Genomic DNA, 24,844 nt, shown 5'->3' on the forward strand with positions numbered 1-24,844 from the left:
AAGGAGGAGGGTATAGTTATGGTTCAAATAATTGAAAATACGATTACATCACGTACGATTATTTCAGATAATAATAATTATCGTTATCAATTAACTCGTATTTGGGATAAATCAAATGATATCGTTTCTATCATTATGCTTAATCCTAGTAAAGCAGATTCTATAAAGAACGATAAGACGGTTATTAGCCTAACAAATTATTTAATAGATGAAGGATATGGAGGTATGGATATTGTTAACTTGTTTGCATTTATGACAACGAGTCCAAGTGATTTGAAATATAGAAAAGAAGAATATGAAGTAGTTAATGATGAGTATATAAGAAAAACAGCAGAGGAGAGTAATATACTTATTGTTGGCTGGGGTTCTGATCAGAAAAAATATATCAGGAGAAAGAGAGAGGTTGAGAGGTTATTAATCCCCTTTCAACACAAATTAAAGTGTTTTAAAGATAATAAAGGAAGATGTCCTAGACACCCACGAGATTTGAATGATAAATGGTCCTTAGGAAGTTATCATTTTTGTTTTATATAAGGTAAGGTCATAGTGGCTCCCCGAAGTTTGTCGAATGAGAGGTCTGTGGAGGGAGAGGTCTGTGGAGAGAAGTGTTTCTGCAGGCTTTTCCTTTTTTGTATTATATTTTTATAAATGTTTGCAGGATTTACTTTATGAATATGGATATATTACTAGGCTATTATGAAGGAACATCAACCCAGAAACGAAACAAGTACTGTAATACAGTGTTATTTGATGATTTGGGGTGGATTCATTAATCAAATTCAGCTAAACATTCGACAAATCTCGGGGTGTCTCTGTGACCTAACGCAACACAATCCAACGTACGTTTTAATTGCTTCCGTAAAATATAAGGGGATACATGTAATGTAAGGGTTTCTCCGTTAGAAAAGCGGATCATAGATTGTGTTGGGTCGTTTGCCAAGGCATTAACATAAGAAACGTGCTGGTAGAAAATCCAGCTACAATCCGCGTGATCAGCAGCATGGGTTGGGAATGTGTAGAGGTGTTGATCGGGATTAATGGGGATTGGCACTTTCCGTGTGAAGCCGGTTCGTTTAATGACCGCTGCTTTTCTTCCTTCATAGGTTGCGAGATTATCCAAACAACCATTTTTGATGAGCTGTATTGGCGTTTGCTTGACAAGTATTTGTTTGTTCCGCTCCAAAACAATGCAGTTATAATCGATATGTACGGCTGGCAAAATGGCCATTGTGTTTTGGGTGATGGGGGAATGGGATAAAATAGGAAACATTTGTGGCACTCCTTTTCGGGGATGGCAGAGGGAGGGGGGTCGACTCGTTACTGATGGGCTATGTATGAATTAGTTTTTATCATCTTCCAGGTAGGGAATGAGATTGTCTATTAATTGATCCATACTTAATCCTGCTGCTTTTCGAAGATGTACTTGTGTCATAAAGCTCGGTAAGGAATAACCCAGTTCTAGCTGGCCAAGCTGCTTTACATCTAAATCTATCATTTCCGAAAACTCTTCCTGTGTCTTCAACATGGACTTTCTAGCGATAACAATTTCCTCACCGACTAGTTGCTTGATTTTTTCTTTCTTAATCTCCTTATTTTCCAATAGGAATCCCCTTCTTTTTTAAGCAATTATCCTTTTAAAAGAAGGGTACTACCACAGTGTATACACCTTGTTTGTTGACTTAGGGCAACTTTTAAATTCTAGCAGGAAAAATAGAACATCGCTGTGTACTATTTATAAGAGTTTGATACAATTGTCGTATAGTTTAAAGTTAGGTAAAGGAGACAACTATGTTATTAATAAATTTTTTTAAGAAGAAAAAGGATAAGAAAAAACCAACGAATAAACAGTCATCAAAAGTGTCGACTAACCCAAAAGCACAGAAAAATAATGAGTATGTCTCGCAACGAAAAGGAGAAATCGGTGAGTATAAGATCGATATTCAATTGGATCAATTGCCAAAGAATTATCGGTTTTTAAGCGACATACTTATCGAAAATCCAAATGCAAAATCAGGGTATTCCCAAATTGATCATGTTGTCATTACCCCCTATGGCGTATTCGTTGTAGAAACGAAAAATTATCAAGGGACCATTTACGGTGGGGTAGGGAGAAAAACATGGCTCGTAAATGGTAAATTTAAGATGATGAATCCTTTTGTTCAAAATTACGGACATATAGAAGCACTTAAATTAGTGATAGATAAGAAGTATCATAGCTTATTTATTTCGATGGTCTCTTTTACAAAACGCTGCACGTTCAAAGTGGATATGGATTATCGAAAGATTGCCTCCAATGAACTTATCGTTTATGATATAGAACTATCTGAGTTTATCCACCGAAAAGTATCCATATTGAAATTGCAACATAAAGAACCTTTACTTAGTGAACGTGATATGTCAACGATTTACGATGTTCTTTTCAAATCGAATATAACTGATCCCGACATAAGAAAAGCGCATATTCATTCTTTAAAGAACGAAAAAACGGAAAGAAACGCTGAGCAACAGCCACGATGCGTAGTTTGTGAAAAGGTTGTATCGGATAAAGTGAAGTCCTTTTGCATGAATAATAAAAAATTTGAAGGTAAAATCTATTGTTATGAACATCAGAAAGGTGTTTGAACGTTAATAATGGGAGCCACCAATATAACTAAACCTTCGACAAATGTTGGGATGTCATGGTGACGACACCTATGAAATATTTCCCCCTTTATGGTAATGTAAAAAAGGAGATTACTAGAAAAGGGAGGAAGGAAAAATGTCTTGTTCGCTTGTGGTAGTACAACGATAGAAGAGAGCGTTTCAATTGGATTAACCGCAAAGTCAGGTAGTATCGGACCACAATATCGGAAAGGTATTCTTGTCAGTGTTGCGCAAATGTACAGTGACATTTGCTTAGACTGTGGAGAGATCACCCGGTTATACATAAAAGAAAATGCCGATAAAAATTGGCAAAATTAAGGGTTAGTGTCACCTAAATTTGTCGAAAGAAGCATAAAAAAGGAAGCCTTGTAGAAATCAATTTCTGCATGGCTTTTCTTTTCGTTCACTTCTTTATAATTCTGCCACCTTTCCCTTTATATGCCTAGAATTCATAAACCTTTAAATTAATCATGCTTCATCCATAAAAGTAATACATCATATGCCGCACTTAATTTTTTATTAGTTGTGCTACACTCGTTTTTATCATCATTATTGACGATATAACAGTTGCTGGAAGCGAATGATAGATAATGACAATATTTTGTATTCTTAATTTAGAAAACTATTCAAAGCTGTGGAAAATGTGAGACTCCTACGGGAAAAGGAACAGTCTGAAGACCCCACAGCGAGCGCTTTTTGCTCGCGAGGAGGCTGAAGCGTTCCCCGTGGAAAGCGAGTGTTTTCCACAGCGTAGGTTTAGCACTCACTTTATAAACACTTTATAAAGAATTAAGGACATTTACTGCGCGTAATCCACCATATAAGCAAAAGGTTACATACCTAAAAGCTTATGATATCAATCATATTCTTTAATAAAAATATCAAAAAAAGTGTAATTTTGTCCTAACTTGTCACTAGTAGGGTAAAATTTCCATTTTCAAGCAAAATGTAGGTCGAAAACATCATTTCCTCTTCTCAAAATCCCATTTTCCCACGGAATGTAGAAAGTTAGGCACCGTGCATAATGCTTATCATTGCGCTAATCTTATCTTGCCGGCAATAATGATAAAGGAGAGAGGATATGGATGAAAAGAAGAACGTAACATTTGAGGAGATATTTGAGCAAAATAAAAACAGAATTCATTACCAAATTCATAAGCTAGGAATACAGGATCCCCATAATGAGTACTATGTCGAAGGAATGTATGCCATGTGGACGGCTTATAAGAAATATCAGCCAAATAAAGGCCCCCTTGCTACGTATTTTAACTACACCATCAAAAACCGCTTAATTGATAGAATCCGAAAGCAATCCAGAGACAGCGCCAACCTAGACAAAGTTACGAAAGAAGAACAGGTCAGACAGGATAACGGAAATCGAAATGCTGCTACCAAAATGCCACTCATAGATCCCTCAGTAGAGATAACACGCAATGAAGACCTAAATTGGGAAAACGTCCAATCACGATTAACTGAAAATCAGTGGAAATGGGTTTACTATGCGATCATTTTAGAGATGCCACAGAAGGAAATTGCACAACAAGAAGGGGTTACGGTCGAAGCAGTAAAGAGCTGGGCTAAAACAGCCAAACGGAAATTAAGAAACGAATTAAGCAAAGGCGATTTTTTTCAGAGAGGATAAGGGAGGGATGTCGACATGAATTTTTTCAAAGAAGTCAAAGCCTTTCGTGAATGGGTCTTATTACATGAGCTATCCACTAGTGCGATTGCCTTATGGTATACATTAATGAGCATCAATAATATAACAGGCTGGAAGGAAACGTTTAATGCACCAAATTCCATCGTGCAGCAAATGACAGGACTATCCAAGCAAGGAGTAGGAAATGCCCGAATGCAGCTTCTTGAACAGGGATTGATCATGTTTCAAAAAGGAAAAAGGGGGAGTGCTCCAGTGTATCAAATGGTGTCATTGGTCCACTCAGTTGACCCATTCCTTTCCCCATCTGTTGACGAAAACTTGACCATACCTAAACAAAGACTAAGACAAGAAAGAGGAGGAGAGCGGGCAACGGAAATGTATCAACTGACATTTGGGAACCTTAACCCCTTTATACAGGATCGATTGCATAAGTGGTGTGAGGATTTGGATGAAGCTATCGTTGAAGACCCATGATTATTTGCTAGAGATTACCGATGAAATGTGTTCGACCAATCAGCAAGAAACCGGATTCCTAACATCCTTTCGCGATTTAGATGCGATGACAGGTGGCCTACAGTGTGGTGACTTAATCATTGTTGCAGCAAGGCCATCTGTTGGGAAAACTGCTTTTGCCCTAAATGTAGCAGCAGAGCATTGTCATAATGCTGGCACCACCGCAATCTATAGCTTAGAAATGGGGACAAAGCAGCTGTTAAAGCGAATGATTTCCAGAGAGGGACTTATCGATAGCCAAAAATGGAGAGGGATGACATTTTCCAGTGATGATTACCATCATGCATTGACGGCTATTGGGGAAATGGGGAAGTGGAATTTGAAGATCTTTGATGAAAAGCGAAACCTTATGGAAATTAGATCCTCCATTCGTAAAATTGTTCATGAAAATCCAAAAGAACAGATTGTTGCCATCATTGATTACTTACAATTAATCCAGCCTGGTACTAGACGGGAACGACGAGATTTAGAAGTTGGTGAAATCACAAGAGAGCTTAAGCTATTGGCTGTTGAATTGAATATTCCTATTATCCTTCTTTCTCAACTATCACGGGGAGTAGAGGCAAGACAAGATAAACGGCCATTGATGTCAGATTTACGAGAGTCAGGCAATATTGAACAAGACGCTGATGTTATTTCCTTTTTATATCGAGAAGATTATTATCACAGAAACACAGAACAACAAGACCAAATGGAAGTAATCATTGGAAAGCAACGGAATGGACCAGTTGGAACGGTGAGGATGACGTTTATGAAGGAGTATGGGAGGTTTAGGGGGTAATGGTAAACATGGGGACGGTTCTTTTGTTGCATATTGAAACGGGAGAACCGTCCCTCTGCTTCTTTAAGGGGGATCGTTCAGGCGCCACCCGAATTTTGTTGAATGAGGGTTATATTTTCATAATTGTAATTTTATTAAGGTAAATAACATAAGTATGTAGAAATACAGATTAATATAGGAGGTGTATCAGGATCTAATTGAAAGCGGATTCAAAAAAGGGGTGAACATAGAAAGCTAACCAGTAAAGCTAAATAAAAGTTGATGATTAGAAAGGAGTTCGAGATTGAAGTATCCTAATTTATTTTCACAAATGTACATTGGTAATACACAATTGAAAAACCGGATTATGACAAGTGGACATCAAACAACACTTGCGGAAAATCATCTACCTACAGACGATTTTATCGCTTATCATACAGAACGTGCAAAAGGGGGAGTTGGATTAATCGTCATGGAGGCGCATGGTGTTCATAAAACAGGACTTAACACACCACATGCAATTGATGCCTCCAATCCGAAAATTATTGAGACACATTCCAAACTAGCAACGAATGTTCATGCATATGGTGCTAGGCTTTTTGCACAATTAATGCATAACGGAAGAGAATCCTACATGAATGATGATAATACAGATGTTGTTGCACCTTCTGCTATTCCAACCGAGCGTTTTCATATTATTCCTAGAGAACTAGAAGTAGAGGAAATAGAAGAGATTATTGATGGATTTGTCCAGTCTGCTGTTCATCTAAAAGAAGCTGGCTTAGATGGGTTAGAATTCATTGGATCTCATTCCTATTTACTTGGGCAGTTTTGGACGGAAAAGATGAATCAACGCCAAGATGAATGGGGAGGTTCTTTTTATAATCGATTGCGCTTTGCGAGGGAAGTAATAACGCGTGTTAGAAAAGCTATTGGAGATGATATGGTTCTAGGAATGCGTTTATCGCTTGAATCAAAGGATGATGAAGGATTATCCACAGAGGAAACATTAGATGTTATTAAACATCTTAATGACTTAGGTTTATTAGATTATTGGAGTCTCGTAATTGGCTCATCTGCTACTTACAAAGGAAGCTCATATATTGTACCGCCATCAACGGAATCTGCAGATGATCTTTTTGCAAGGACTAATGAAGTAAGGGAGATAATCGGTGATTTACCACTCATTATTACATCCAGAATATACAAGCCTGATATTGCTGAAGGAATGATACAAGAGGGATTTGGTGATGTAGTAGGGATGACACGTGCACTCATTGCTGACCCGCATATGCCGAATAAAATATTAAATCAGCAAGAAGAACAAATAACCCCTTGTATTGCATGTAACCAAGGTTGTATCGGGCGTTACCAAGAGCATTTACCTATTCGTTGTACCGTCAACCCAGTTACTGGAAGGGAACAGTATTTTAACGAAATTCCTCCAGCAGGTATACCACGTAAAGTGTTAGTGATAGGTGGGGGTCCTAGTGGTATGATGGCAGCGATTACGGCGAGACGCAGAGGTCACGATGTTGAATTAATAGAGGAAAATGACAAACTTGGTGGTCAGCTAAATGTGATGCAAGGTGCATTGAATAGAGAACAAGTAAACGATTGGCGAGAATATCTGGAAAGGGAATTAAAGCGATTAGGTGTACGTATACAACTCGAAAAACGATTCTCTATTGCAGATTTAAAAGATAGACAAGTAGATTCGCTGATTTTAGCAGGTGGCTCACAACCAGATGTTCCGCATCATCCATCTGACACCACATATTCGATTTACACTTCATGGGATGTTTTAGATGGTGAATCAATAAAAGAGGATTCTGTCTTAGTGCTTGATTGGAAAGGTGATTGGCCAGGTGTACAAGCAGCAGAATTATTAGCAAAACAAGGAAAGAACGTTGAACTTGTCTCTGGGACATATGGGGTAGGGGAAGTAGTCCAACAATATATTCGCAATAAAATACTAAGTACATTTGATAAATATAATGTTACATTGTCCCCGCACTTTAAGTTAAGTGAAATGAAAGAAGACCATATAGTTATTAAACATATGTTTAGCGGAAGAAAAGAAGTGAAAGAACCAGAGGCCGTTATTGTAGCAGTAGGAAACAATGCCGAAAAATCCTTACAGTTATATAGAGAATTAAAGGATCAAGTAAAAAAAGTTCATCGAATTGGGGATGCTTTAAGTCCAAGGTCATTAGATGAAGCGACGTGGGAAGGGTTTAAACTAGGTATTAGCATATAATATAGGTTTTATTTGATTTGGTTAGGGTTCACTGAAGATGGTCTATGCGGGATAGTGTAGCTATTCCCATAGTCTCCAGAAGGAAGTAACTTTGTGAAATGAAGTTAGAATCTTTAGATATAAAGGGGGTTTTTGTTTGGGTGAACTGATCTTTACATTTTGCTATGGAGGTGCCTTAGTGATAATGGGGTTAATTACAAAATGGTATTTAAATCGCCAACAGAAGGATTCTTCCGTAGATATGAATAGCCAAAACGAGGAGGAAACAATATAATATGTTATTTGCAGTTGGTATCCTATTTTCATTTGCCATCTATATATTAATTGGTTTGTATCTATCAAGAAGGATTTCCAATGTAGAAGATTATTATGTATCAGGTAGAAATGGATCAACCTTAATGATTACGGGATCTTTAGTTGCATCATTTCTTAGCACAGTATCGTTTATGGGAGAAGTTGGTTTTTCTTACGATGGGTACGCAATCACGTTATTATTACTAACGATTTTTAATGCTAGTGGGTATGTAATTGGTGTGTTTTTATTTGGAAGGTTTTTACGACGGAGTAAGGCCTTAACACTTCCTGAGTATTTTGGAAAACGGTTTAATTCGAGTAAAGTTCGTAAGGCAGCTGGAATAACAACCGTTGTGGGTATAGCGGCATACTTAGTTGCAGTTACTCAAGGTGGTGCATTGCTCTTAGGGTCTATATTAGACGTGCCTTATTTTGTCTCGCTAATTATTATGTGGTTAGCTTATACGTCTTTTACGTTTTTGTCAGGCGCAAAAGGTGTACTTACAAATGATACATTAATGTTTATTATTTTCGTAGTAGCCACATTTATAGCCATACCATATATTATTTATGTTGGAGGCGGTTGGCCTGAGGCAATTTTAAATACCGCTAATTTAGCTGAACGACCAGATGCATTAACTTGGCATGGTCTAACAGGTGAAAATGCATATATGGGTGCACCGATAGAGGTGTTTTTGTGGGCGATTATCCTAGGGGTTGTTTGGGGTACTGTTGTTTCCGTTAGCCCTTGGCAAACTAGTCGTTATCTTATGGCTAAGAATGAGCATGTAGCTATACGTTCTGGAATCATTGCTATGATATCACTGATGTTTATCTACTTTTTCTTACAAATTGGAATGGGAACTGTTGCAGCTATCAATCCTAATATTTCACCTTCAGAAGAAGTATTTATCTGGTCGGCAATGAATATTATGCCAGGTTGGTTAGGTGTACTAGCTTTGACTGGCATCATGGCTGCCGCGCTTTCTTCTTGTTCTACTTTCTTGCAGCTAATCGGGAATAGTGTGGCACATGATTTAGGGTTAAAAAATAAAAATGATAAAAACACGTTACTGTTTAGTAGAATTTCAATGGTTGGAGTAAGTATAATTATTTTAGGTATCGCTTTATGGCAACCACCAGCAATTATGTGGATAGGGTACTTTGCTGCTACATTATTTGCTGCGTCCTGGGGTCCTGTCGCATTTGCAAGTGTATTTTCCAAGCGTGTCAACAAAACTGGTGCGTTCTGGGCTATTATTATGGGATTCCTAGGTGTTGTTGGTGGAGAATTAATGGGACAATTCGGGTATACATTACCAGTATACTTAGATGCTGCTGTTATCGGTGCGATATTGTCATTACTATCACTTTGGATTGGATCAAAACTAGGAGAAGTCTCATCAGAAGAACAACAATTCAGGGAGAAAATGCTCATTACACCAGAGGGTTTTTATCAAAAACGAGATATGGCTATTACCAAAAAGTATACGAATTTATTAATTTATAGTGGAATAGCACTAATAATACTAACTTTTGTTCTTTATTACGTCCCTGTCTTTATAATGTAATATCAAACTAGTTTCACAATGGAGAGGAAAGAGGAAACATGGGGACGGTTCTTGTGCTTCAAAATGATACGGGAGAACCGTCCCTCTGCTTCTTCCCATTATCCTTCTTTTACAATTATCACGGGGAGTAGAGGCAAGACAAGATAAACGGCCATTGATGTCAGATTTACGAGAGTCAGGCAATATTGAACAGGATGCTGATGTTATTTCCTTTTTATATCGAGAAGATTATTATCATCGAAACACAGAACAACAAGACCAAATGGAAGTAATCATTGGAAAGCAACGGAATGGACCAGTTGGAACGGTGAGGATGACGTTTATGAAGGAGTATGGGAGGTTTAGGGGGTAATGGTAAACATGGGGTCGGTTCTTTTGCTATGTAAGGGTGAAGCAGAAGAGCTGTCTCTTTGGTTCTCCCTTTCATGAACTGTTAATGGAAATAAAATCCAGTAATTGGTGTTTTAAAAATTATTGTAGAATTTTGTAAAAAAATGTTGAAAATAGTCGAAATATACTATAAAATTTAGTATTAGAAAGAGAAATTGCAAAAATATAGAAGACTCAAACAAGATAAATAAAAGAATTTTTTTAAATTAGGGGATATTTTATGAAGGCATTTTCAAATCACCTGTTAATTGAACCATATCTTAAAGCAAAAGAAGAGGGATTGAGCAAAGAATTCATTCAAAATATTGCAGATGAAATGGGGAAAAGAAAGTTCACAAATACGGAATTATCCTGCATTAATGGCAATGATTCGACTAAATAAAACATAGCAGCAATTTATTTGAAAAAGGCAAACTATTTGAAAGGATAGGACGCAAAGTGTAGGGTCTAAGGTTATGATAACTATGATTGCCTAGCTACCAAATTAGGGTTTAAAAAAAATTCTGGTTGGCAGTTCAAAATATGGACTGCTTTTTTCTTGGTTAAGTTTATACGAAAACGAACATGGCAAAGGTGAAAAATGTTAAATCTGTTAAATAGAAAAACATAAATAGTATTGACCAAATCAAAGGTGGTATAAATATGGAAAGTATAGCTAAAGTGGTAGCCTTCGAATTAAAAAATGTGCATTACGGGATTGATATACAGCATGTCATATCAATTGAAAAAGTACAACGTATTACGGAGATCCCTAACACATCAAAATTTGTCAAAGGAGTGATTAAGCTCCGAGGGGAGGTTACACCTTTAGTTGATTTAAGAGAACGTCTACATCTAGGTGAGACAGATTATAGCGACCATACAAAGATAATAGTTGTGAATTTACATAATAGGCAGGTTGGATTAATAGTTGATTCTGCAGATGATGTTATGGATATTGATTCTTCTATAATAGATAAAAACAATAAGTGGTTTGGTGGAATCGATAAGGAATACATTAAGGGGATCGCTAAGTTAGATGACCATTTACTAATTCTCTTAGATATAGAGCAACTGTTACATTCTGAGGAAATTAGTGAGGTAATAGAAGAGGGGAGTGAAAAATAGTGAGGGTTTTAGGGCTAAAGGTTTTATTGTAAAGTCTTTTATTGAGAAACAATTCTAAGAAGTTATAGTGGTGATTTTATGATACCTGCCAGGATTATCAACAAAAAAATAGGTAAGAAAGGAGTATGAATATGAAAAGAATTAAGCTAAATTCGATTAAATCGAAGTTAATCATTGTTTCTGTATTGCTATTAACAGTACCATTAATTGTATTAGGCGTATTTAGCTATCAAAACAGCGCAAATAGTCTAAATGACTTAGGGTCAACCAATTTAAAGAACAGTGTTGAATTAACAATTGAATTAATTGATACAATGAATGAAGAGGTAGAGAAGGGGAATCTATCATTAGAAGAGGCGCAAGAAAAAGTGAAAGTTGCTATATTAGGTGAAATGAATGAAGATGGGACAAGACCGATTAATCCTAATATTGACCTAGGTGAGAATGGTTACTTATTTGTATTAGATCAGGAAGGTAATCAAATCGTTCATCCCCATACAGAAGGCCAAAATATATGGGATGCAGAAGATGAGAATGGTTCGAAATTTGCCCAAGAAATGATAGAAGTAGGGAATAATGGTGGAGATTTTATCGAATATGATTGGCCTTTACCTGACAATGAAAATCAGATAGAACCAAAAATATCGTATTCCAAAACAGACCAAAATTGGGACTGGGTTGTGAATGGAAGTACATATATGATGGATTTTAACCAACCTGCAACTAATATTTTAAACATCATCTTTATCGTAATAGGGACTACGTTAGTGATTGGAATTATCATTATCTGGCTATTTGCGAATCGCATAGCTCAGCCAATTAATAGAGTATCCAAGCACATGGACTATCTTGCAAATGGGGACTTAACGCAGGAAGAGATAAAGGTGAAATCGAAGGATGAGACAGGACAATTAGCGAATGCACTTAATAATATGCAGAATAAATTAAGAGGTATTATAGCTAATGTTTCGAATGCTTCTGAAAAGGTTTCCAGTCAAAGTGAGGAACTAACACAATCCTCTAATGAAGTGAAAAGCGGCTCAGAGCAAATTGCTACAACGATGCAAGAATTGGCTTCAGGTGCAGAAACACAAGCGAATAGTTCTAGTGATTTATCGTCTATGATGGGATCGTTTAATACCAAGGTAGGCGAAATGGATGAAAATGGAAAACAGATAGAACAGGCTTCTAGTGAGGTCATGGGTATGACAAAAGATGGAAGTGAGCTTATGCAAGCATCTAGTAAACAAATGGCAAAGATTGATGAAATTGTACAAAGTGCTGTTCAAAAAGTAGAAGGATTGGATAAACAGTCACAAGAGATTTCAAAATTAGTAAATGTTATTCATGATATTGCAGAGCAAACCAATCTTTTAGCATTAAATGCAGCTATTGAAGCAGCTCGTGCAGGTGATCACGGAAAAGGATTTGCGGTTGTGGCAGATGAAGTTAGAAAGCTTGCCGAACAAGTGTCAGATTCTGTGAATGATATAACCTCAATTGTTTCCACCATCCAAAACGAGTCAAGCGTTGTGGTGGACTCCTTACAGGATAGTTATAAAGAGGTTGAACTAGGAACAGAGCAGATTGAACATTCCACTAAGACATTTACTGGAATTAACCATGCCATCACTGAAATGGCAACTAATATTAAAGAGGTTTCCAATAACCTATCAGCTATTACAAATGATAGTAATAAAATGAGTGCATCTATTGAAGATATTGCCTCTATTTCTCAGGAAGCAGCTGCAGGAATTGAACAAACATCTGCATCATCGCAACAAACGAACAGTTCTATGGAAGAGGTCTCGTCTTCCTCCAGTGAACTTGCTCATTTGGCTGAAGAATTAAATGGGTTAGTCCGGGAATTTAAAATTTAATATGAAAGAAAGAGAATGATAGTTTTCGAAGGTGTTAACTATCATTCTCTTATGGTTGCAGTTCTTACTGAAACGCTAGAAAGGAAAGGAAGACCATTAAATGGAACAGATAACCATTATCAAAGATCGTGATTTATTAAGAGATGGATTAATAACGTTTTTACAAGAGAAACTGACAAATTGCCATGTTACTGCTTTAAATGGAAATGAATATGATCATATTTTTAATGAAGATCACCAACCAGATATACTTATTGTCGATCTTAAAGGAATAAAAAATTTAGCTTACTTAATTAGCTTTTTTAAAGATCGTGATGTAAAGATTGGAATATGGTTGGAAGATGTTGAAGAAGAGCAACTAATAGATTTATTTAAATTAGGGGTAGAAGGCTATTTATTTAATGGTATGGAACCAATTGAGTTCCTATTTGCTATTAAATATATGTTGAATGGCCAACAATATATCCATCCCCATTTGTCTTCCATTCTCCTAAGGGAATATATTAGTGCTTCTGGTATTAAACCGAAAAGGCCTAAGGGTATATTGTCAGAAAGAGAATGGGAAGTATTAGAGCAAATTGTGGAAGGACATACAAATTCCGATATAGCAAAAAGACTTTTTATTTCCTGTAGAACTGTCAATAACCACTTAGCAACTATTTATAAAAAACTTCATGTATCCGATCGTACAAATGCAGCATTATTAGCTGTTAAAAATAATTGGATTAGTCTATAAAAGATTCTATAATCGGCAAACACTTATCCTATAGGAGAATATCTATGAGTATTTTAACAAAAGCTAGAAAAATCAATGCAATTATCCAAAATACAAATGGAAATTGGCATAACTATGATGAGATTGCTACAGCATTAAAAGAGGTTATCAATGCCAATACGTTCATCTTGAACAGGGAAGGAGACTTACTTAGTTTTTCTATCCTTCAACAAGGTAAAAATGATCGAATGAAAGAATGTCAAATTCCACAAGAATACAATGCCAATTTACTAGAAATTCACGAAACAACGACAAATCTAGGTAGTGAAAGTGAATATACAGCGTTTCCTGTTGCAAACAAAGAATTATTTAAAAATGGTTTAACCACTATTATACCGATTATCGGGGGAGGCGAGAGACTAGGTACATTAATCCTATCTCGTATAAAACAACGATTTCACAATGAAGATTTACTATTGGCTGAATATGGTGCAACAGTTGTCGGTATGGAAATGTTACATGAAAAGTCTGTTGAAAAGGATGAAGAAGTTCGCGGCAATGCTGTTGTTCAATTAGCCATTGGCTCACTTTCTTTTAGCGAATTAGAAGCAATAAAATATATTTTTGATGAAATGGGTAGTAGCGAGGGACTACTTGTTGCATCTAGAGTTGCTGATCGTGCTGGGATTACTCGTTCTGTTGTTATTACTGCATTACGAAAATTAGAGAGTGCTGGTGTTATTAAAACGAGATCCTTAGGCTCAAGAGGAACTTATATAAAGTTATTAAATGATCAACTTTTGATGGAGCTAGACGAAACATGGGGTCAGTTCTTTTATTCCAAACGAATCTATTAAGCTAGTCTTCTTTTTTTAATGGATGGTAGTGGAAGGAAAGAACCTATCCCTGTTTATTGTAACGACCCTTTTTTGACGAGTCGGGTAATTTTGTCAATGGGGATGCCCGTTTTTAAAGCGATATCCATGGCATTGGAAGTTGGGTATTTTGATAAAAATGCTTTTATTTCGTTTAAATGACGCATTTCTTCCTGATAACAATCGTCACATAGGTTGTTAATAAGGTGATCTATTTTTCCGCAGTATTGACAGGAACCATATGTTGCCATATTTGGACACTCCATTCATGTAAATGATTAATTTGTATTGCTATCAAGCTTTTTAAGAATCGTTCCCAACGTTTCAAAGTTGGGTTTTACTATAAAATCTATCGCACCTAATTGTATGGCTTCGATGATATTTGATTCTGTACCCATGGATGAACACATAATCACCTTAGCATTCGGATCAAATTCGATAATTTCTGTCAACGCAGTTAAACCATTTACATTGGGCATAGTAATATCAAGAAAAACCATATCTGGTTTCGAGAGTTTATATATGTCAATCGCTTCTTGGCCATTAATTGCTTCTATAATAGTTAGAAGTCGTTGTTGCTGAAGTTTCTGTTTTAAATAGTTTCTCATAAACTTGGAATCATCTGCAATTAAAATTGTCTTCATAGTGGGACTCTTTCTCGTTTTATGAATGGTTGGTGTTTTGTGATTAACTCATCTAACTTCTGGATGCCTTCCAATACGTTGGCATGATCCATATGGAACTTATGAGCCATTCTAATCATGGTCATTGTCCTAGAATGAATCCTCTTTCGCTGCACGGTTGTTGGATTTTCCTTTAATGTATAAAGCATCCTGTAATTCTCCTTTTAAACGCTTAGTTTAAGAAAGGGCGAACGAAATAGTGCCACCTAAATGTGTAACCTCTTTGACAACTTGGATTATCTTCTTTCCAAAACTTTAAGTCCACTACCCTTTCGATCAGTTTGCCATTAGCAGATAGCTTCTAAACCATGTCCTCTACTAATATATCGGTGAACTTATTCAACTTGTAAAGGGAAAAAGGATATAGTTGGCGAGAAACTAGCATAGTATACTGTTGCTTTGGTACCGTGAAGTGAAACAGAAGAACCGTCCCCCTGTTTATCCCATTTCCTTTGATTATTTATTATGTTAAAATAATATTGAATATTCAATAAATTATAAGAGGAGGATTAAGGATGGATGATACGTTAAAAAAATGTGGCATAATAGTCGTTGCGATTTTGAGTTATGTACTTTTGTTTTCATCAAGCGCTGCAGCAACAACGATATTTCCAGATCTAAAAAAGGTCCCGTGGGCAGAAGAGGAGATTAATTATTTATATGATCAGGAAGTAGTTAAGGGTCTTCCTGACGGGTCCTTTGGTGTATTTGATAATATTAATCGTTCAGATGCTTCTTTGATGCTGGCAAGAGCAAAGAATCTAGATACAAATAACATACCGAAAAATTCACTATTTCCAGATGTGGACGAGTCAGCATATTATTTTGAAGCAGTACAAGCTGCTGTAGAAGCAGGTTATCTAAATGGTTATCCAAATGGTGATTTTGGTCCAAAGGATACCCTCACAAGAGAGCAAATGGCCAAGATTATAGCAGAATCATTTGATTTAGAAGAGGGAAATGGTCAATATTTTGATGATATTTCAAATAGCTGGGCAAAAGATTTTATAAATACCATTGCAGCAAATGGGATTAGTAATGGTACTGGTGATGGGTCTTTTAAGCCGTCAAACAGTATTTCTCGTGCTGAATTCTCCGTTATGTTAGCAAGAGGAATGAATGATGACTATAAAGTAGAACCTGCTCCAGAGGATGGAGATTCATCTTCAGATCAACCATTAGAAGATAATTCTAGAACGAATCCAGCTAACATTGGAGATATCGTTACAGTAGAACATGAGGATTGGTTAGATGGCTATCAGAAATATGAAATAGAATTGAAAGAATCCATCTCAGGAAATGAAGCATGGGAAATAATTAGAAACGCCAATATATTTAATGATCCACCAGAGCCTGGTATGAAATATGTTCTTGCTAAATTTAGAATCAAAGTATTAGATTTAGAAGAGGAGCCTTACAATATCAATCACGCAAAATTTGATGCTGTTAGTAAAGATGGTGTTAAGTATGATAATTGGGTTTCAGTATCTGGATTAAGTCCTAATCTAAGAACAGATATTTATACAGGTGGCGAACATGAAGGATGGACGTATTTTATGGTGGATGAGACCGATGAACCACTAGCTGTATTTAACCAAAGTGGGGATGACGAGGTATGGTTTGACATAAGTAATTAAAGTACAAAACCCTACAGGGCTTATAAGCCCTGTAGGGTTTTATATGTCATTTATTACTTTATATCAAGTGCGCGTAATACTGTAACTGCTGCCTCGACCCTTTTGGCTGTAGCCTTAGGTGCAAATTTATTGCTACCTTGGCCTTCCATTAAGCCATAATCATAAACTGCTGTTACGCTCTCTTTTGCCCAAGAAGGGATATCATCTTCGTCCTCAAATCCAATATCTCCACTTGATGTGGCATCTAAATTATAGGCACGTTGAACCATGGTAGCAATTCCTGCTCGAGAGATGAGTTGACCAGGATTAAAGTTTCCGTCCTGATCTCCTTCCACGATTCCTAATTCCTGTGCTTTTGCAACATGTTGAATGGCCCAATGAGGTATATCATCATTATCGTTAAACGTCGTGGTATCCACATCTAAATTAACACCTAGCGCGTTTACTAAGATAATCACCATTTCTGCCCGCGAGATGTCTTTCCTAGGTTTAAACAGAAATTTGCCATCATTATTTGGATCTGGTGCACCATCTACAACATCACGTTCTACAGCCTCAGTGATGTGGTCTCTTCCCCAATAATTAGGGTCAACATCTGTAATGAGAGTAAACGGTTCTTCTCGTAAGAGTGGGTAATCACCTTCTACGTTTTTCCAAGTAGTGGTGAAGTTCCAATTTTCGAATGTTACTCTTGTATACATTTCCTCAGTTGATTTTGGAATTGCTGCCTGGTTATCAGAAAAACCGGTTGTTTCTTCGTCATAATAGTTGGAATCGTAGTCACCACGATAGTCATTTCCAACAAAACCACCTTGATTCTGTCCACTGCTAGATACAGCACCACTAGCGTATGCTCGATCAATGGTTGCAACTTCATTTGCTCCAACGAATCCACCGGTATTTTCAGCACCATTTACGTCTCCTTTAGCATAAGCATCTTGAATAGTAGTATCACTAGTCATTTTACCGATGAATCCGCCGACATTGGCACCTTTAGCGTTGACATTTCCTTCTGCAAAGCTTTTATCAACTGTTGTGAATTCTTCTTCCATTAACCCAATGAATCCACCAACATGATCTTCACCATCCACATTCCCTTTGGCGTAACTATCACTTACTAAGACTTTGGTGTGATAGCCAATCAATCCGCCTACTTTATGTCTACCTGACACATCACCAGTTGCATAACTATCGGTAATAGAGGCAGAGGTGTTCACAGTTGTGTAGCCGATTAATCCACCAACATTGTCTACAAATGCCTCAACATGGCCTGTGGCACTACTATTTTTTATTTCTCCATCAAATGTATTGAAATTCCCAACAAGACCACCGGCATTTGCAATGTCATCATTTGTTCTTGTACTACTAACAGAAGCAGAGGAGGAACTATCCCAAACATTACCACCTAGCTTGCCGACAAGGCCACCAACATTATCACGTCCTGTAATAGAACCAGCTGATGTAGAGTTATTGACAGTAGCATTAGAGCCACCAGCTTGACCAACAAGTCCGCCAACAGAAGTGACCCCATTCAACGTAACAGTTGCTTCACTATCTTTAATGGTTGCGTTAGATAATGATCCAACAACACCACCAGTAGAAGCTCCTCCACCATTGATATTACCAGTAACCTGTACATTTTCAATAAGTGTACCGCTATCTGCAACACCTACTAATGCACCTGTGTGATTCCGTGAGTTAATATTCACATCTTCTAAGGTGACGTTCTTAATGGTAGCACCATTATTAATGATGCCAAATAAACCATCCCCATGGGGAGCACTCGAATTCGAACGATCAATCATCAATCCTTTAATGGTATGTCCAGCTCCATCAAAGGTACCTTCAAAACGCCCTTGGTCGTCTCCATCTCCAATTTGTTCCCAACCCGAACCAGTGTTGTAAGGTGCAACGTTTAAATCAATGTCATTGGTTAACACGTAATGTCCTTTCATATCTAAGCGAATTTTATCAAGATCTTCTGCAGTACTAATATAGACGATATCCTCTTCAGCCTGAGATGTGTTTGCTCCAAGAAAGATAAGAGCCCCAAACACGGCCATAACGCTAAACAAGAGTATAAACGTCTTTATCCACCTTGTTTTGCTTTCCAATATCCATGTTTCCATTCACTATATTCCTCCTTATTTATAGGTATTATGTCTATTGACATTTTGCTGTGATTACGTTCTCATACCACCCACCTCTTTCAATGTATGTTGATATTTAAAAACTTAGAATCGTTGTAATTTTAACACTTTAAAATAAGGATGTAATGTATACTTGGGTATACAATTTTTAGTAGTTATGATTAGGTATTACCATGACAGCTCCATTGAAATTCAGGGTAGGAGTATGGTGGAATTAGGGAATGGTTAGTGTTTTTATGATTATTATGGAAAGATGTAGTAATTTAATATATTGATAGAATCAAACAATATGATACGTTACAATAAGAACAGACATTGCTATTGCCTTAGGAAAGGGCTGATCTTTTGGGTAGAAAATATATAAGTAGTAGCATAATAATAGTATGGATGATAACGGTGATTTTTCCGATACAAGGTGCTGCCGATGACGGTATAACTTCAAGTCATAATAAACTAAAAGAACATACTGAGAATATGGAAGCAAGCGAAGTAAAACCTAGTAAATCCTATACAGATCAAGCAGGGGTATTACTAGAACAATATAATTATCTAAAAGAGAAGCCAATCAAACGTAGTATTGGTATATCTAGTAAAAAAACAATTAAAAATATAGAAGAAATAGATGACGATCAAGCAGATTTGAGACAGTATTATCAGAAACAGAATCAAGCTCAGTTAAAAAGTATTCCTCAGATTAACCTTGATGATGTGAACGATCGTAGCATTATCGTCAGGGTAAAGGATGGCGAAACCCTAGATTATGAAGCATATGATGTACAGCTGGTTGAAGAAAGTACGTTCTTACAGGAGAAAGGTCTGTACTTCGTGAGGGTTCCTGCCGATCATGATTACGAAGAAACATTAAAGAAGCTAAAAAATACGAAACATGTTAGATCAGCAGAACCAGATTATTTAATGGAATCTACTATGACACCCACTGATCCAGAAATGGGTAGACAATGGTATCTGAATAAAATTGGTATGACTGATGCCTGGGATATCACTGAAGGATCATCAGATGTCACTGTAGCGGTATTAGATACAGGAGTGAATGCCACCCATGAGGATTTATCTGGCCGTGTGCTAGCAGGATATGATTATGTGAATGATGACAGTGATCCATCAGATGATCATGGTCATGGAACTCATGTTGCTGGTATTATTGCCAGTAATACAAATGATATTGGTGTGACAGGAATTGACTTTCATGCCAATATACTGCCAGTAAAAGTTGCAAATGTTAAAGGTGAAGTTCCAACATCTAACTCCATAAAAGGGATCTATTATGCGATAAGTCAAGGTGCTGATGTGATTAACATGAGCTATGGTGGTTATAACTATGATGAGTCTGTAGAGGAAGCGATACAAGAAGCATATGACCAAGGAATTGTAGTAGTAGCTGCAGCTGGAAATGATGGGATAGATTCCTATTCCTACCCTGCATCCTATACATCCGTCATAAGTGTATCTGCTACAGACGAAAATGATCAGCCTACTAGTTTCACAAACTATGGTAATTTCATCGATATTACAGCACCTGGATCTAATATATACAGCACAGATTACCTAGGTGGCTACAAAGGGAAAAATGGCACCTCTTTTTCGTCTCCAATTGTAAGTGCAGTTGCAGGCTTACTAAAGGCAAAACACCCAGATTGGGCACCAAATGAAATTGAGTGGGCTCTTCAGGCTGGAGCTGAACAGTTAGTCAATATGGAATGGAACACATTTGATGGATATGGAAGAGTTAATGCTTATAGTGCACTAACCACAACTTTACCTGCATTAGATCAAGATATAGCAAATAACCAAGAAGAGGCAAAAGAAATTAAATCAGGTTCTGTATATAGTGATAAGGTGGATTTACCAAAGGATGTGGATTGGTATACTTTTGAAGTGACGGAAAAGTCATCCGTCACGATAGATGTTATCAATAACAGTTACCATCTTGATTTAATAGGATCCCTATATAAAACAGACGGGGATGCTGTGTTAGATCGCCATATAATAGACTATAATTTGTCAGGAAGTGATGAATGGTATTCCTTTGAAGCAGAACCAGGAACGTATTATATCGCAATCTATGATTATTTTAACCATTGGTCAGAACAGCCATATGAATTAACAATGGAGTCTAGTACGATTAATAATACTGATTTGATCGTTGAGACAGAACCAAACGATTATATGGATCAAGCTAGTTATATCCACTATGGATCAATGGGTGGAGGGTATTTCCAACAATATAAAGACTATGATTATTATCAAGTAGATTTGCCATATAATGGAGATATTGCGATTAAAGCTTCTACAGATAGTACTGCCTATTACAATGAACCTGTGGCATTATTAGTAGACTCCTATGGGGATGTGATTGTAGAAGATGACTACTATTGGCAAAATAATGGGGAATTGAAATCGAACACTAATGAATATCATAGGATACAAACTGGCACATATTATGTGGTAATTACTAACCTTGAAGACTATTCGGATAATAATCCGTACGTTTTTGATATTACCTATTTGGAGAATGAAGTAGAAGAAGTTCCAGTACCCGTTGCATCAATAGAAAGTGGGACTTATACAGGAGCGATTAATGTAAAATTAAACAGTTATGAAGGAAATGAAATTCGATATACACTAGATGGATCAGATCCGAGTCTATCAAATGGAACTGTATACGAAGCGCCAATTGAGATTGAGGTGGATACCACTTTAAAGGCAATAGCAGTCAAAGATGGACATATTAGTAATGTCGTCACCTATTTGTACGAGATTGATAACGTATTGAATGCTCCTATTGCTAGTAAAACTTCAGGTGCTTTCACAGAGGCCTTTCAGTTGGAATTAACGACTAATATCAGTGAGGCATCTATTTACTATACGTTGGATGGTACCACTCCAAGTGTAGACAATGGACAATTATACGAGGAACCTATATGGATTGACCAGGATACAAACGTAAAAGCCTTTGCAATACTGGATGATTTAACGAGTGATGTTCGCTCTTATTCGTATGACTATAGCGCTTTTCCCGACATAAATGGTCATTGGGCAGAAGATACGATTACCTTCCTAGTAGAAAAAGGGATTTTAAATGGATACCCAGATGGTACGTTTGGACCTGGTGATTTGATTGGCCGTGCCCAAGCAGCGAAAATTATTGTGGAAGAAATGGGTTTACCATTAGCAGAGAGTGATTTCCCTGATGTTCCTGATGATTACTGGGCATCCGAGCATATTGGTGCAGCTGTAGAAGCAGGAATCTTTACTGGGTATGATGATGGGACGTTCCGACCAACAGATACGTTAACAAGGTCAGAAGCTGCAATTATCTTAGTTCGTGCGTATAATCTGGAAGGAAGTAGTGAGATGACATTCCCTGATGTTGATGAAAGCTTATGGTCGTATCCATTTATCGAAACGTTAGTTGCTAACGGAATTATAACTGGTTATCCAGATGGTACATTTGGCCCCAAAGATAGTATTAATCGTGGTCAATTCTCGACAATGATGGCAAGAGTTTTAGGGTTTGAAAGTGAATAAGAATAAATGAGAGGAATGAGGAGACGTCTGATAGACTCTTCTACCTGGAGTGGTATAAGTTTTAACTAAATAGAAAGGGTGAATGGCCCATAGCCATTCACCCTTTATTCATTATTGACCGATTCTTGTTCCAATGCCTTTAAAACTTCTTTCTTCAATGGTGTCGCAAGTGTTTTGGAATATAAAGTACTAATATGATGATCATCCCGGTATACCAGTACATTTCCAATGACAGATTGACAAGTTTTGTCATCACAGAAGTAATCAGATAGGTCAGCGAAGTAGACATTATTAGGTATTCCCTCTGTCACTTCCCATGGCTGAGGTTCTGGTAATGCCTCTGATCTAGATACTGTACAATCCTCAGGTCCATTTACTTCTACACACGTTGGAATATCCTCGGTCATTTTTGGGTTATCTCGAATCGCAAAGATGTTTGTAATTCCCTCAAATTTTTCCCACATTTCAATATATCCTTGTGGGACCGTTGAGCCGTCCGCAACCGTAGCTGTTGTGAAGATTAAATCAGGTTTGCTTTCGAGTAATGGTTCAACAACTAGCTCATTCCACTCCATACAAGTATCATCTAATTTCCCGTTAAAGTCTTGAGTTGAAAATCTACAAGCATCTTTGTTATACACATCAATCTGTATATTCATTTCATCAGCAAATCCTTCCAGAGCAGGGAACCAATGCCCTGAATGAGATCCACCTACAAGTGCTATCGTATATTCTGGATTATCTGTTTCGCCATAAGAACACATTTTAACTCCAGAAGCATTCATATATACATAACAATCTTCAGTATAAAAGGCAGGTAACTCATTATTTGGGTCTAGAGATGCTATCGGTTTTACATCTGAGGCAGCTTCAATATTATCGTATAGAACACGAGCTCCTGGATAATCAACAGTATCATATTGTTCCTTTAAATACTGTTGTTCCTTGTCTAAGTATTGTCCCCAGGCTATATTTAGAGCTACAACTGGTACTATAAAAAGGAATAATATGGATATTAATTTCACTTTTGATTGTTTCACTGATAGTCTTCTAATTGGGGACTCTATTAGTTTAGTTGTTATAATCGATAAGCTGAGCGCAATGGACATAATAAATATTCCTGCGGTAGTAGAGATAGTCTCCGTATTGAAATAAGTGTAATAGAAAATGAGAAGAGGCCAGTGCCATAAGTAGAAGGCATATGAAAAGCCCCCGAGAAACATTAAAAGCTTAGAGCCTAAAAATCTTTTCACAGCAAACCGACCTGCATTCTCTGCCGATAGAATAACTAAGATAACACCAGTTGTCGGTAATAATGCTACATAACCAGGAAAAACAGTAGAGACAGGTAACACCATACCTGTAAAACATATAATAATTAAACCAATCCAACCCATGATGGTAGAAATGGACTTATTGAAAGCTAAATATGGAATTAATAGAGCTAATATCCCACCTAAGCTGAACTCCCATATACGTGCAAAAGTATCAAAATAAGCCCATGGCTGATTTACATTTGTGATATAAATCGAATATGTGAGTGAAGCGACAAAAAGTATACTCAATAAGGCTAAAAGCGTTTTGCGAGGTGGTGTTTTGAATATTTTTTTTGCAGCTATGAATGCTAAGAAAATAACTAAAGGCCACGTTATATAAAACTGACCTTGGAGTGATAGTGCCCAAAAGTGTTGAAATGGACTTGCTTCATTATTTTGAGCTAAGTAATCTACAGCATTGGTGGCTAACTGCCAATTTTGAAAGTAAAATGCCGACGAAAACATTTCAGATATTACTTGTCTCCACTGTGTTTGTGGTAACAGTAAAAAGGCAAGAATAGATGAGGTGAAAATAACGACAAAGGCTATTGGGAATAATCGTCTCATTAATCCTAATACATACTCGAAGTAGCGAATTTCACCTTGTTTTTCCATCTTTGAAATTAAAGATGTCGTTATTAAATATCCCGAGACAATAAAAAAGACATCCACACCACCGGATACAGAACCTAACCAAATATGATAGATTGCTACTAATAATGCGGCTACAACCCGTATCCCCTCTAATTCAGGGCGGAATTTCTTTTCTGCTATTCGTAAGTCTGACATTTTTTTGTAACTCCTTTTTGACTTTCTACCTTTTATGATCAAAAAAATAAAA

Annotated in this window: 23 protein-coding genes, 1 pseudogene and 1 riboswitch; of the genes and pseudogenes, 17 read left to right on the forward strand and 7 right to left on the reverse strand. The window is 37.0% G+C overall.

The window, feature by feature from the left end:
* Positions 1 to 18 precede the first annotated feature (18 nt).
* Positions 19 to 534 carry a DUF1643 domain-containing protein gene (locus GHC26_RS02050; protein WP_163969575.1) on the forward strand — a complete coding sequence of 172 codons (516 nt, stop codon included), beginning with the start codon at positions 19 to 21 and terminating at the stop codon, positions 532 to 534.
* Positions 535 to 769: 235 nt separating this feature from the next.
* Here the strand turns inward: GHC26_RS02050 and GHC26_RS02055 are convergent, their stop codons facing one another.
* Together GHC26_RS02055 and GHC26_RS02060 are read right to left on the reverse strand one after the other, a co-directional pair.
* Positions 770 to 1,270 carry a competence protein ComK gene (locus GHC26_RS02055; protein WP_163969576.1) on the reverse strand — a complete coding sequence of 167 codons (501 nt, stop codon included), beginning with the start codon at positions 1,268 to 1,270 and terminating at the stop codon, positions 770 to 772.
* 69 nt (positions 1,271 to 1,339) lie between these two features.
* A complete protein-coding gene (locus tag GHC26_RS02060) occupies positions 1,340 to 1,600 on the reverse strand; it encodes a helix-turn-helix domain-containing protein (RefSeq protein WP_163969577.1) in 261 nt (86 codons plus the stop codon).
* A gap of 188 nt (positions 1,601 to 1,788) precedes the next feature.
* Between GHC26_RS02060 and GHC26_RS02065 the strand changes: the two genes are divergently transcribed.
* The 14 genes and pseudogenes from GHC26_RS02065 to codY all read left to right on the forward strand — a co-directional run bounded on the left by GHC26_RS02065 (position 1,789) and on the right by codY (position 14,650).
* On the forward strand, positions 1,789 to 2,622 hold the full coding sequence (locus GHC26_RS02065; protein ID WP_163969578.1) for a nuclease-related domain-containing protein: 834 nt from the start codon (positions 1,789 to 1,791) through the stop codon (positions 2,620 to 2,622).
* Positions 2,623 to 2,763: 141 nt separating this feature from the next.
* Entirely contained in the window at positions 2,764 to 2,961 is a 198-nt protein-coding gene (locus tag GHC26_RS02070) for a hypothetical protein (protein ID WP_163969579.1), read from the forward strand.
* Between the two features lie 763 nt (positions 2,962 to 3,724).
* Positions 3,725 to 4,285: a sigma-70 family RNA polymerase sigma factor gene (locus GHC26_RS02075; RefSeq protein WP_163969580.1), complete on the forward strand. Its 561-nt coding sequence runs from the start codon at positions 3,725 to 3,727 to the stop codon at positions 4,283 to 4,285.
* Positions 4,286 to 4,300: 15 nt separating this feature from the next.
* The gene (locus tag GHC26_RS02080) at positions 4,301 to 4,777 is read left to right on the forward strand and encodes a hypothetical protein (RefSeq protein WP_163969581.1); all 477 of its coding nucleotides are present in this window, start codon (positions 4,301 to 4,303) and stop codon (positions 4,775 to 4,777) included.
* Complete coding sequence (locus GHC26_RS02085) at positions 4,752 to 5,597, forward strand: replicative DNA helicase (protein WP_163969582.1); 846 nt, start codon at positions 4,752 to 4,754, stop codon at positions 5,595 to 5,597. Before GHC26_RS02080 ends, GHC26_RS02085 begins: the two co-directional genes overlap by 26 nt.
* 283 nt (positions 5,598 to 5,880) lie before the next feature.
* Positions 5,881 to 7,836, forward strand: a complete 1,956-nt coding sequence (locus GHC26_RS02090; RefSeq protein ID WP_163969583.1) for an oxidoreductase — start codon at positions 5,881 to 5,883, stop codon at positions 7,834 to 7,836.
* A 136-nt stretch (positions 7,837 to 7,972) separates the two neighbouring features.
* Positions 7,973 to 8,110: a hypothetical protein gene (locus tag GHC26_RS02095; RefSeq protein ID WP_163969584.1), complete on the forward strand. Its 138-nt coding sequence runs from the start codon at positions 7,973 to 7,975 to the stop codon at positions 8,108 to 8,110.
* Position 8,111: 1 nt separating this feature from the next.
* A complete protein-coding gene (locus GHC26_RS02100) occupies positions 8,112 to 9,701 on the forward strand; it encodes a sodium:solute symporter family protein (protein ID WP_163969585.1) in 1,590 nt (529 codons plus the stop codon).
* Positions 9,702 to 9,786: 85 nt separating this feature from the next.
* Positions 9,787 to 10,053, forward strand: a pseudogene (locus GHC26_RS02105) (DnaB-like helicase C-terminal domain-containing protein); the annotation flags it as partial.
* 258 nt (positions 10,054 to 10,311) lie between these two features.
* Positions 10,312 to 10,473, forward strand: a complete 162-nt coding sequence (gene sda, locus GHC26_RS02110) for a sporulation histidine kinase inhibitor Sda (RefSeq protein WP_163969586.1) — start codon at positions 10,312 to 10,314, stop codon at positions 10,471 to 10,473.
* Between the two features lie 16 nt (positions 10,474 to 10,489).
* Positions 10,490 to 10,575: riboswitch (cyclic di-GMP riboswitch) on the forward strand.
* A 158-nt stretch (positions 10,576 to 10,733) separates the two neighbouring features.
* Complete coding sequence (locus GHC26_RS02115; RefSeq protein WP_163969587.1) at positions 10,734 to 11,198, forward strand: chemotaxis protein CheW; 465 nt, start codon at positions 10,734 to 10,736, stop codon at positions 11,196 to 11,198.
* A 131-nt stretch (positions 11,199 to 11,329) separates the two neighbouring features.
* Positions 11,330 to 13,078: a methyl-accepting chemotaxis protein gene (locus tag GHC26_RS02120; protein ID WP_163969588.1), complete on the forward strand. Its 1,749-nt coding sequence runs from the start codon at positions 11,330 to 11,332 to the stop codon at positions 13,076 to 13,078.
* A gap of 100 nt (positions 13,079 to 13,178) precedes the next feature.
* Positions 13,179 to 13,814, forward strand: coding sequence for a response regulator transcription factor (locus GHC26_RS02125; RefSeq protein ID WP_163969589.1), 636 nt, complete (start codon positions 13,179 to 13,181; stop codon positions 13,812 to 13,814).
* 44 nt (positions 13,815 to 13,858) lie between these two features.
* A complete protein-coding gene (codY, locus tag GHC26_RS02130) occupies positions 13,859 to 14,650 on the forward strand; it encodes a GTP-sensing pleiotropic transcriptional regulator CodY (RefSeq protein ID WP_163969590.1) in 792 nt (263 codons plus the stop codon).
* 53 nt (positions 14,651 to 14,703) lie between these two features.
* On the opposite strand, the gene GHC26_RS02135 is transcribed toward codY, so the two are convergent.
* Genes GHC26_RS02135 through GHC26_RS02145 form a run of 3 tightly spaced genes read right to left on the reverse strand, consistent with a single transcriptional unit; the run spans position 14,704 to position 15,500 of the window.
* Complete coding sequence (locus tag GHC26_RS02135) at positions 14,704 to 14,919, reverse strand: hypothetical protein (protein ID WP_163969591.1); 216 nt, start codon at positions 14,917 to 14,919, stop codon at positions 14,704 to 14,706.
* 27 nt (positions 14,920 to 14,946) lie between these two features.
* On the reverse strand, positions 14,947 to 15,312 hold the full coding sequence (locus tag GHC26_RS02140) for a response regulator (protein ID WP_163969592.1): 366 nt from the start codon (positions 15,310 to 15,312) through the stop codon (positions 14,947 to 14,949).
* Positions 15,309 to 15,500 (reverse strand): hypothetical protein, encoded by a 192-nt coding sequence (locus GHC26_RS02145; RefSeq protein WP_163969593.1) that lies wholly within the window; start codon positions 15,498 to 15,500, stop codon positions 15,309 to 15,311. Before GHC26_RS02145 ends, GHC26_RS02140 begins: the two co-directional genes overlap by 4 nt.
* A gap of 366 nt (positions 15,501 to 15,866) precedes the next feature.
* On the opposite strand from GHC26_RS02145, the gene GHC26_RS02150 reads away from it, so the two are divergent.
* Positions 15,867 to 16,988 (forward strand): S-layer homology domain-containing protein, encoded by a 1,122-nt coding sequence (locus GHC26_RS02150; protein ID WP_163969594.1) that lies wholly within the window; start codon positions 15,867 to 15,869, stop codon positions 16,986 to 16,988.
* Between the two features lie 53 nt (positions 16,989 to 17,041).
* Here GHC26_RS02150 and GHC26_RS02155 read toward each other — a convergent pair whose 3' ends face one another.
* A complete protein-coding gene (locus GHC26_RS02155; protein ID WP_163969595.1) occupies positions 17,042 to 19,117 on the reverse strand; it encodes a GLUG motif-containing protein in 2,076 nt (691 codons plus the stop codon).
* Between the two features lie 417 nt (positions 19,118 to 19,534).
* Between GHC26_RS02155 and GHC26_RS02160 the strand changes: the two genes are divergently transcribed.
* The gene (locus GHC26_RS02160; RefSeq protein ID WP_163969596.1) at positions 19,535 to 22,687 is read left to right on the forward strand and encodes a S8 family serine peptidase; all 3,153 of its coding nucleotides are present in this window, start codon (positions 19,535 to 19,537) and stop codon (positions 22,685 to 22,687) included.
* Between the two features lie 104 nt (positions 22,688 to 22,791).
* On the opposite strand, the gene GHC26_RS02165 is transcribed toward GHC26_RS02160, so the two are convergent.
* Complete coding sequence (locus GHC26_RS02165) at positions 22,792 to 24,792, reverse strand: acyltransferase family protein (protein ID WP_163969597.1); 2,001 nt, start codon at positions 24,790 to 24,792, stop codon at positions 22,792 to 22,794.
* Positions 24,793 to 24,844 lie beyond the last annotated feature (52 nt).

This window comes from Oceanobacillus halotolerans, assembly GCF_010993955.1.
Classification (GTDB): Bacteria; Bacillota; Bacilli; order Bacillales; family Amphibacillaceae; genus Oceanibacillus_A; species Oceanibacillus_A halotolerans.

Coding starts and splice junctions, on each gene's coding strand:
- GHC26_RS02050 (WP_163969575.1), top strand. CDS start 19: ATGGTTCAAATAATTGAAAATACGATTACATCACGTACGATTATTTCA.
- GHC26_RS02055 (WP_163969576.1), bottom strand. CDS start 1,270: ATGTTTCCTATTTTATCCCATTCCCCCATCACCCAAAACACAATGGCC.
- GHC26_RS02065 (WP_163969578.1), top strand. CDS start 1,789: ATGTTATTAATAAATTTTTTTAAGAAGAAAAAGGATAAGAAAAAACCA.
- GHC26_RS02075 (WP_163969580.1), top strand. CDS start 3,725: ATGGATGAAAAGAAGAACGTAACATTTGAGGAGATATTTGAGCAAAAT.
- GHC26_RS02080 (WP_163969581.1), top strand. CDS start 4,301: ATGAATTTTTTCAAAGAAGTCAAAGCCTTTCGTGAATGGGTCTTATTA.
- GHC26_RS02085 (WP_163969582.1), top strand. CDS start 4,752: ATGAAGCTATCGTTGAAGACCCATGATTATTTGCTAGAGATTACCGAT.
- GHC26_RS02100 (WP_163969585.1), top strand. CDS start 8,112: ATGTTATTTGCAGTTGGTATCCTATTTTCATTTGCCATCTATATATTA.
- sda (WP_163969586.1), top strand. CDS start 10,312: ATGAAGGCATTTTCAAATCACCTGTTAATTGAACCATATCTTAAAGCA.
- GHC26_RS02115 (WP_163969587.1), top strand. CDS start 10,734: ATGGAAAGTATAGCTAAAGTGGTAGCCTTCGAATTAAAAAATGTGCAT.
- GHC26_RS02120 (WP_163969588.1), top strand. CDS start 11,330: ATGAAAAGAATTAAGCTAAATTCGATTAAATCGAAGTTAATCATTGTT.
- GHC26_RS02125 (WP_163969589.1), top strand. CDS start 13,179: ATGGAACAGATAACCATTATCAAAGATCGTGATTTATTAAGAGATGGA.
- codY (WP_163969590.1), top strand. CDS start 13,859: ATGAGTATTTTAACAAAAGCTAGAAAAATCAATGCAATTATCCAAAAT.
- GHC26_RS02135 (WP_163969591.1), bottom strand. CDS start 14,919: ATGGCAACATATGGTTCCTGTCAATACTGCGGAAAAATAGATCACCTT.
- GHC26_RS02140 (WP_163969592.1), bottom strand. CDS start 15,312: ATGAAGACAATTTTAATTGCAGATGATTCCAAGTTTATGAGAAACTAT.
- GHC26_RS02145 (WP_163969593.1), bottom strand. CDS start 15,500: ATGCTTTATACATTAAAGGAAAATCCAACAACCGTGCAGCGAAAGAGG.
- GHC26_RS02150 (WP_163969594.1), top strand. CDS start 15,867: ATGGATGATACGTTAAAAAAATGTGGCATAATAGTCGTTGCGATTTTG.
- GHC26_RS02155 (WP_163969595.1), bottom strand. CDS start 19,117: ATGGAAACATGGATATTGGAAAGCAAAACAAGGTGGATAAAGACGTTT.
- GHC26_RS02165 (WP_163969597.1), bottom strand. CDS start 24,792: ATGTCAGACTTACGAATAGCAGAAAAGAAATTCCGCCCTGAATTAGAG.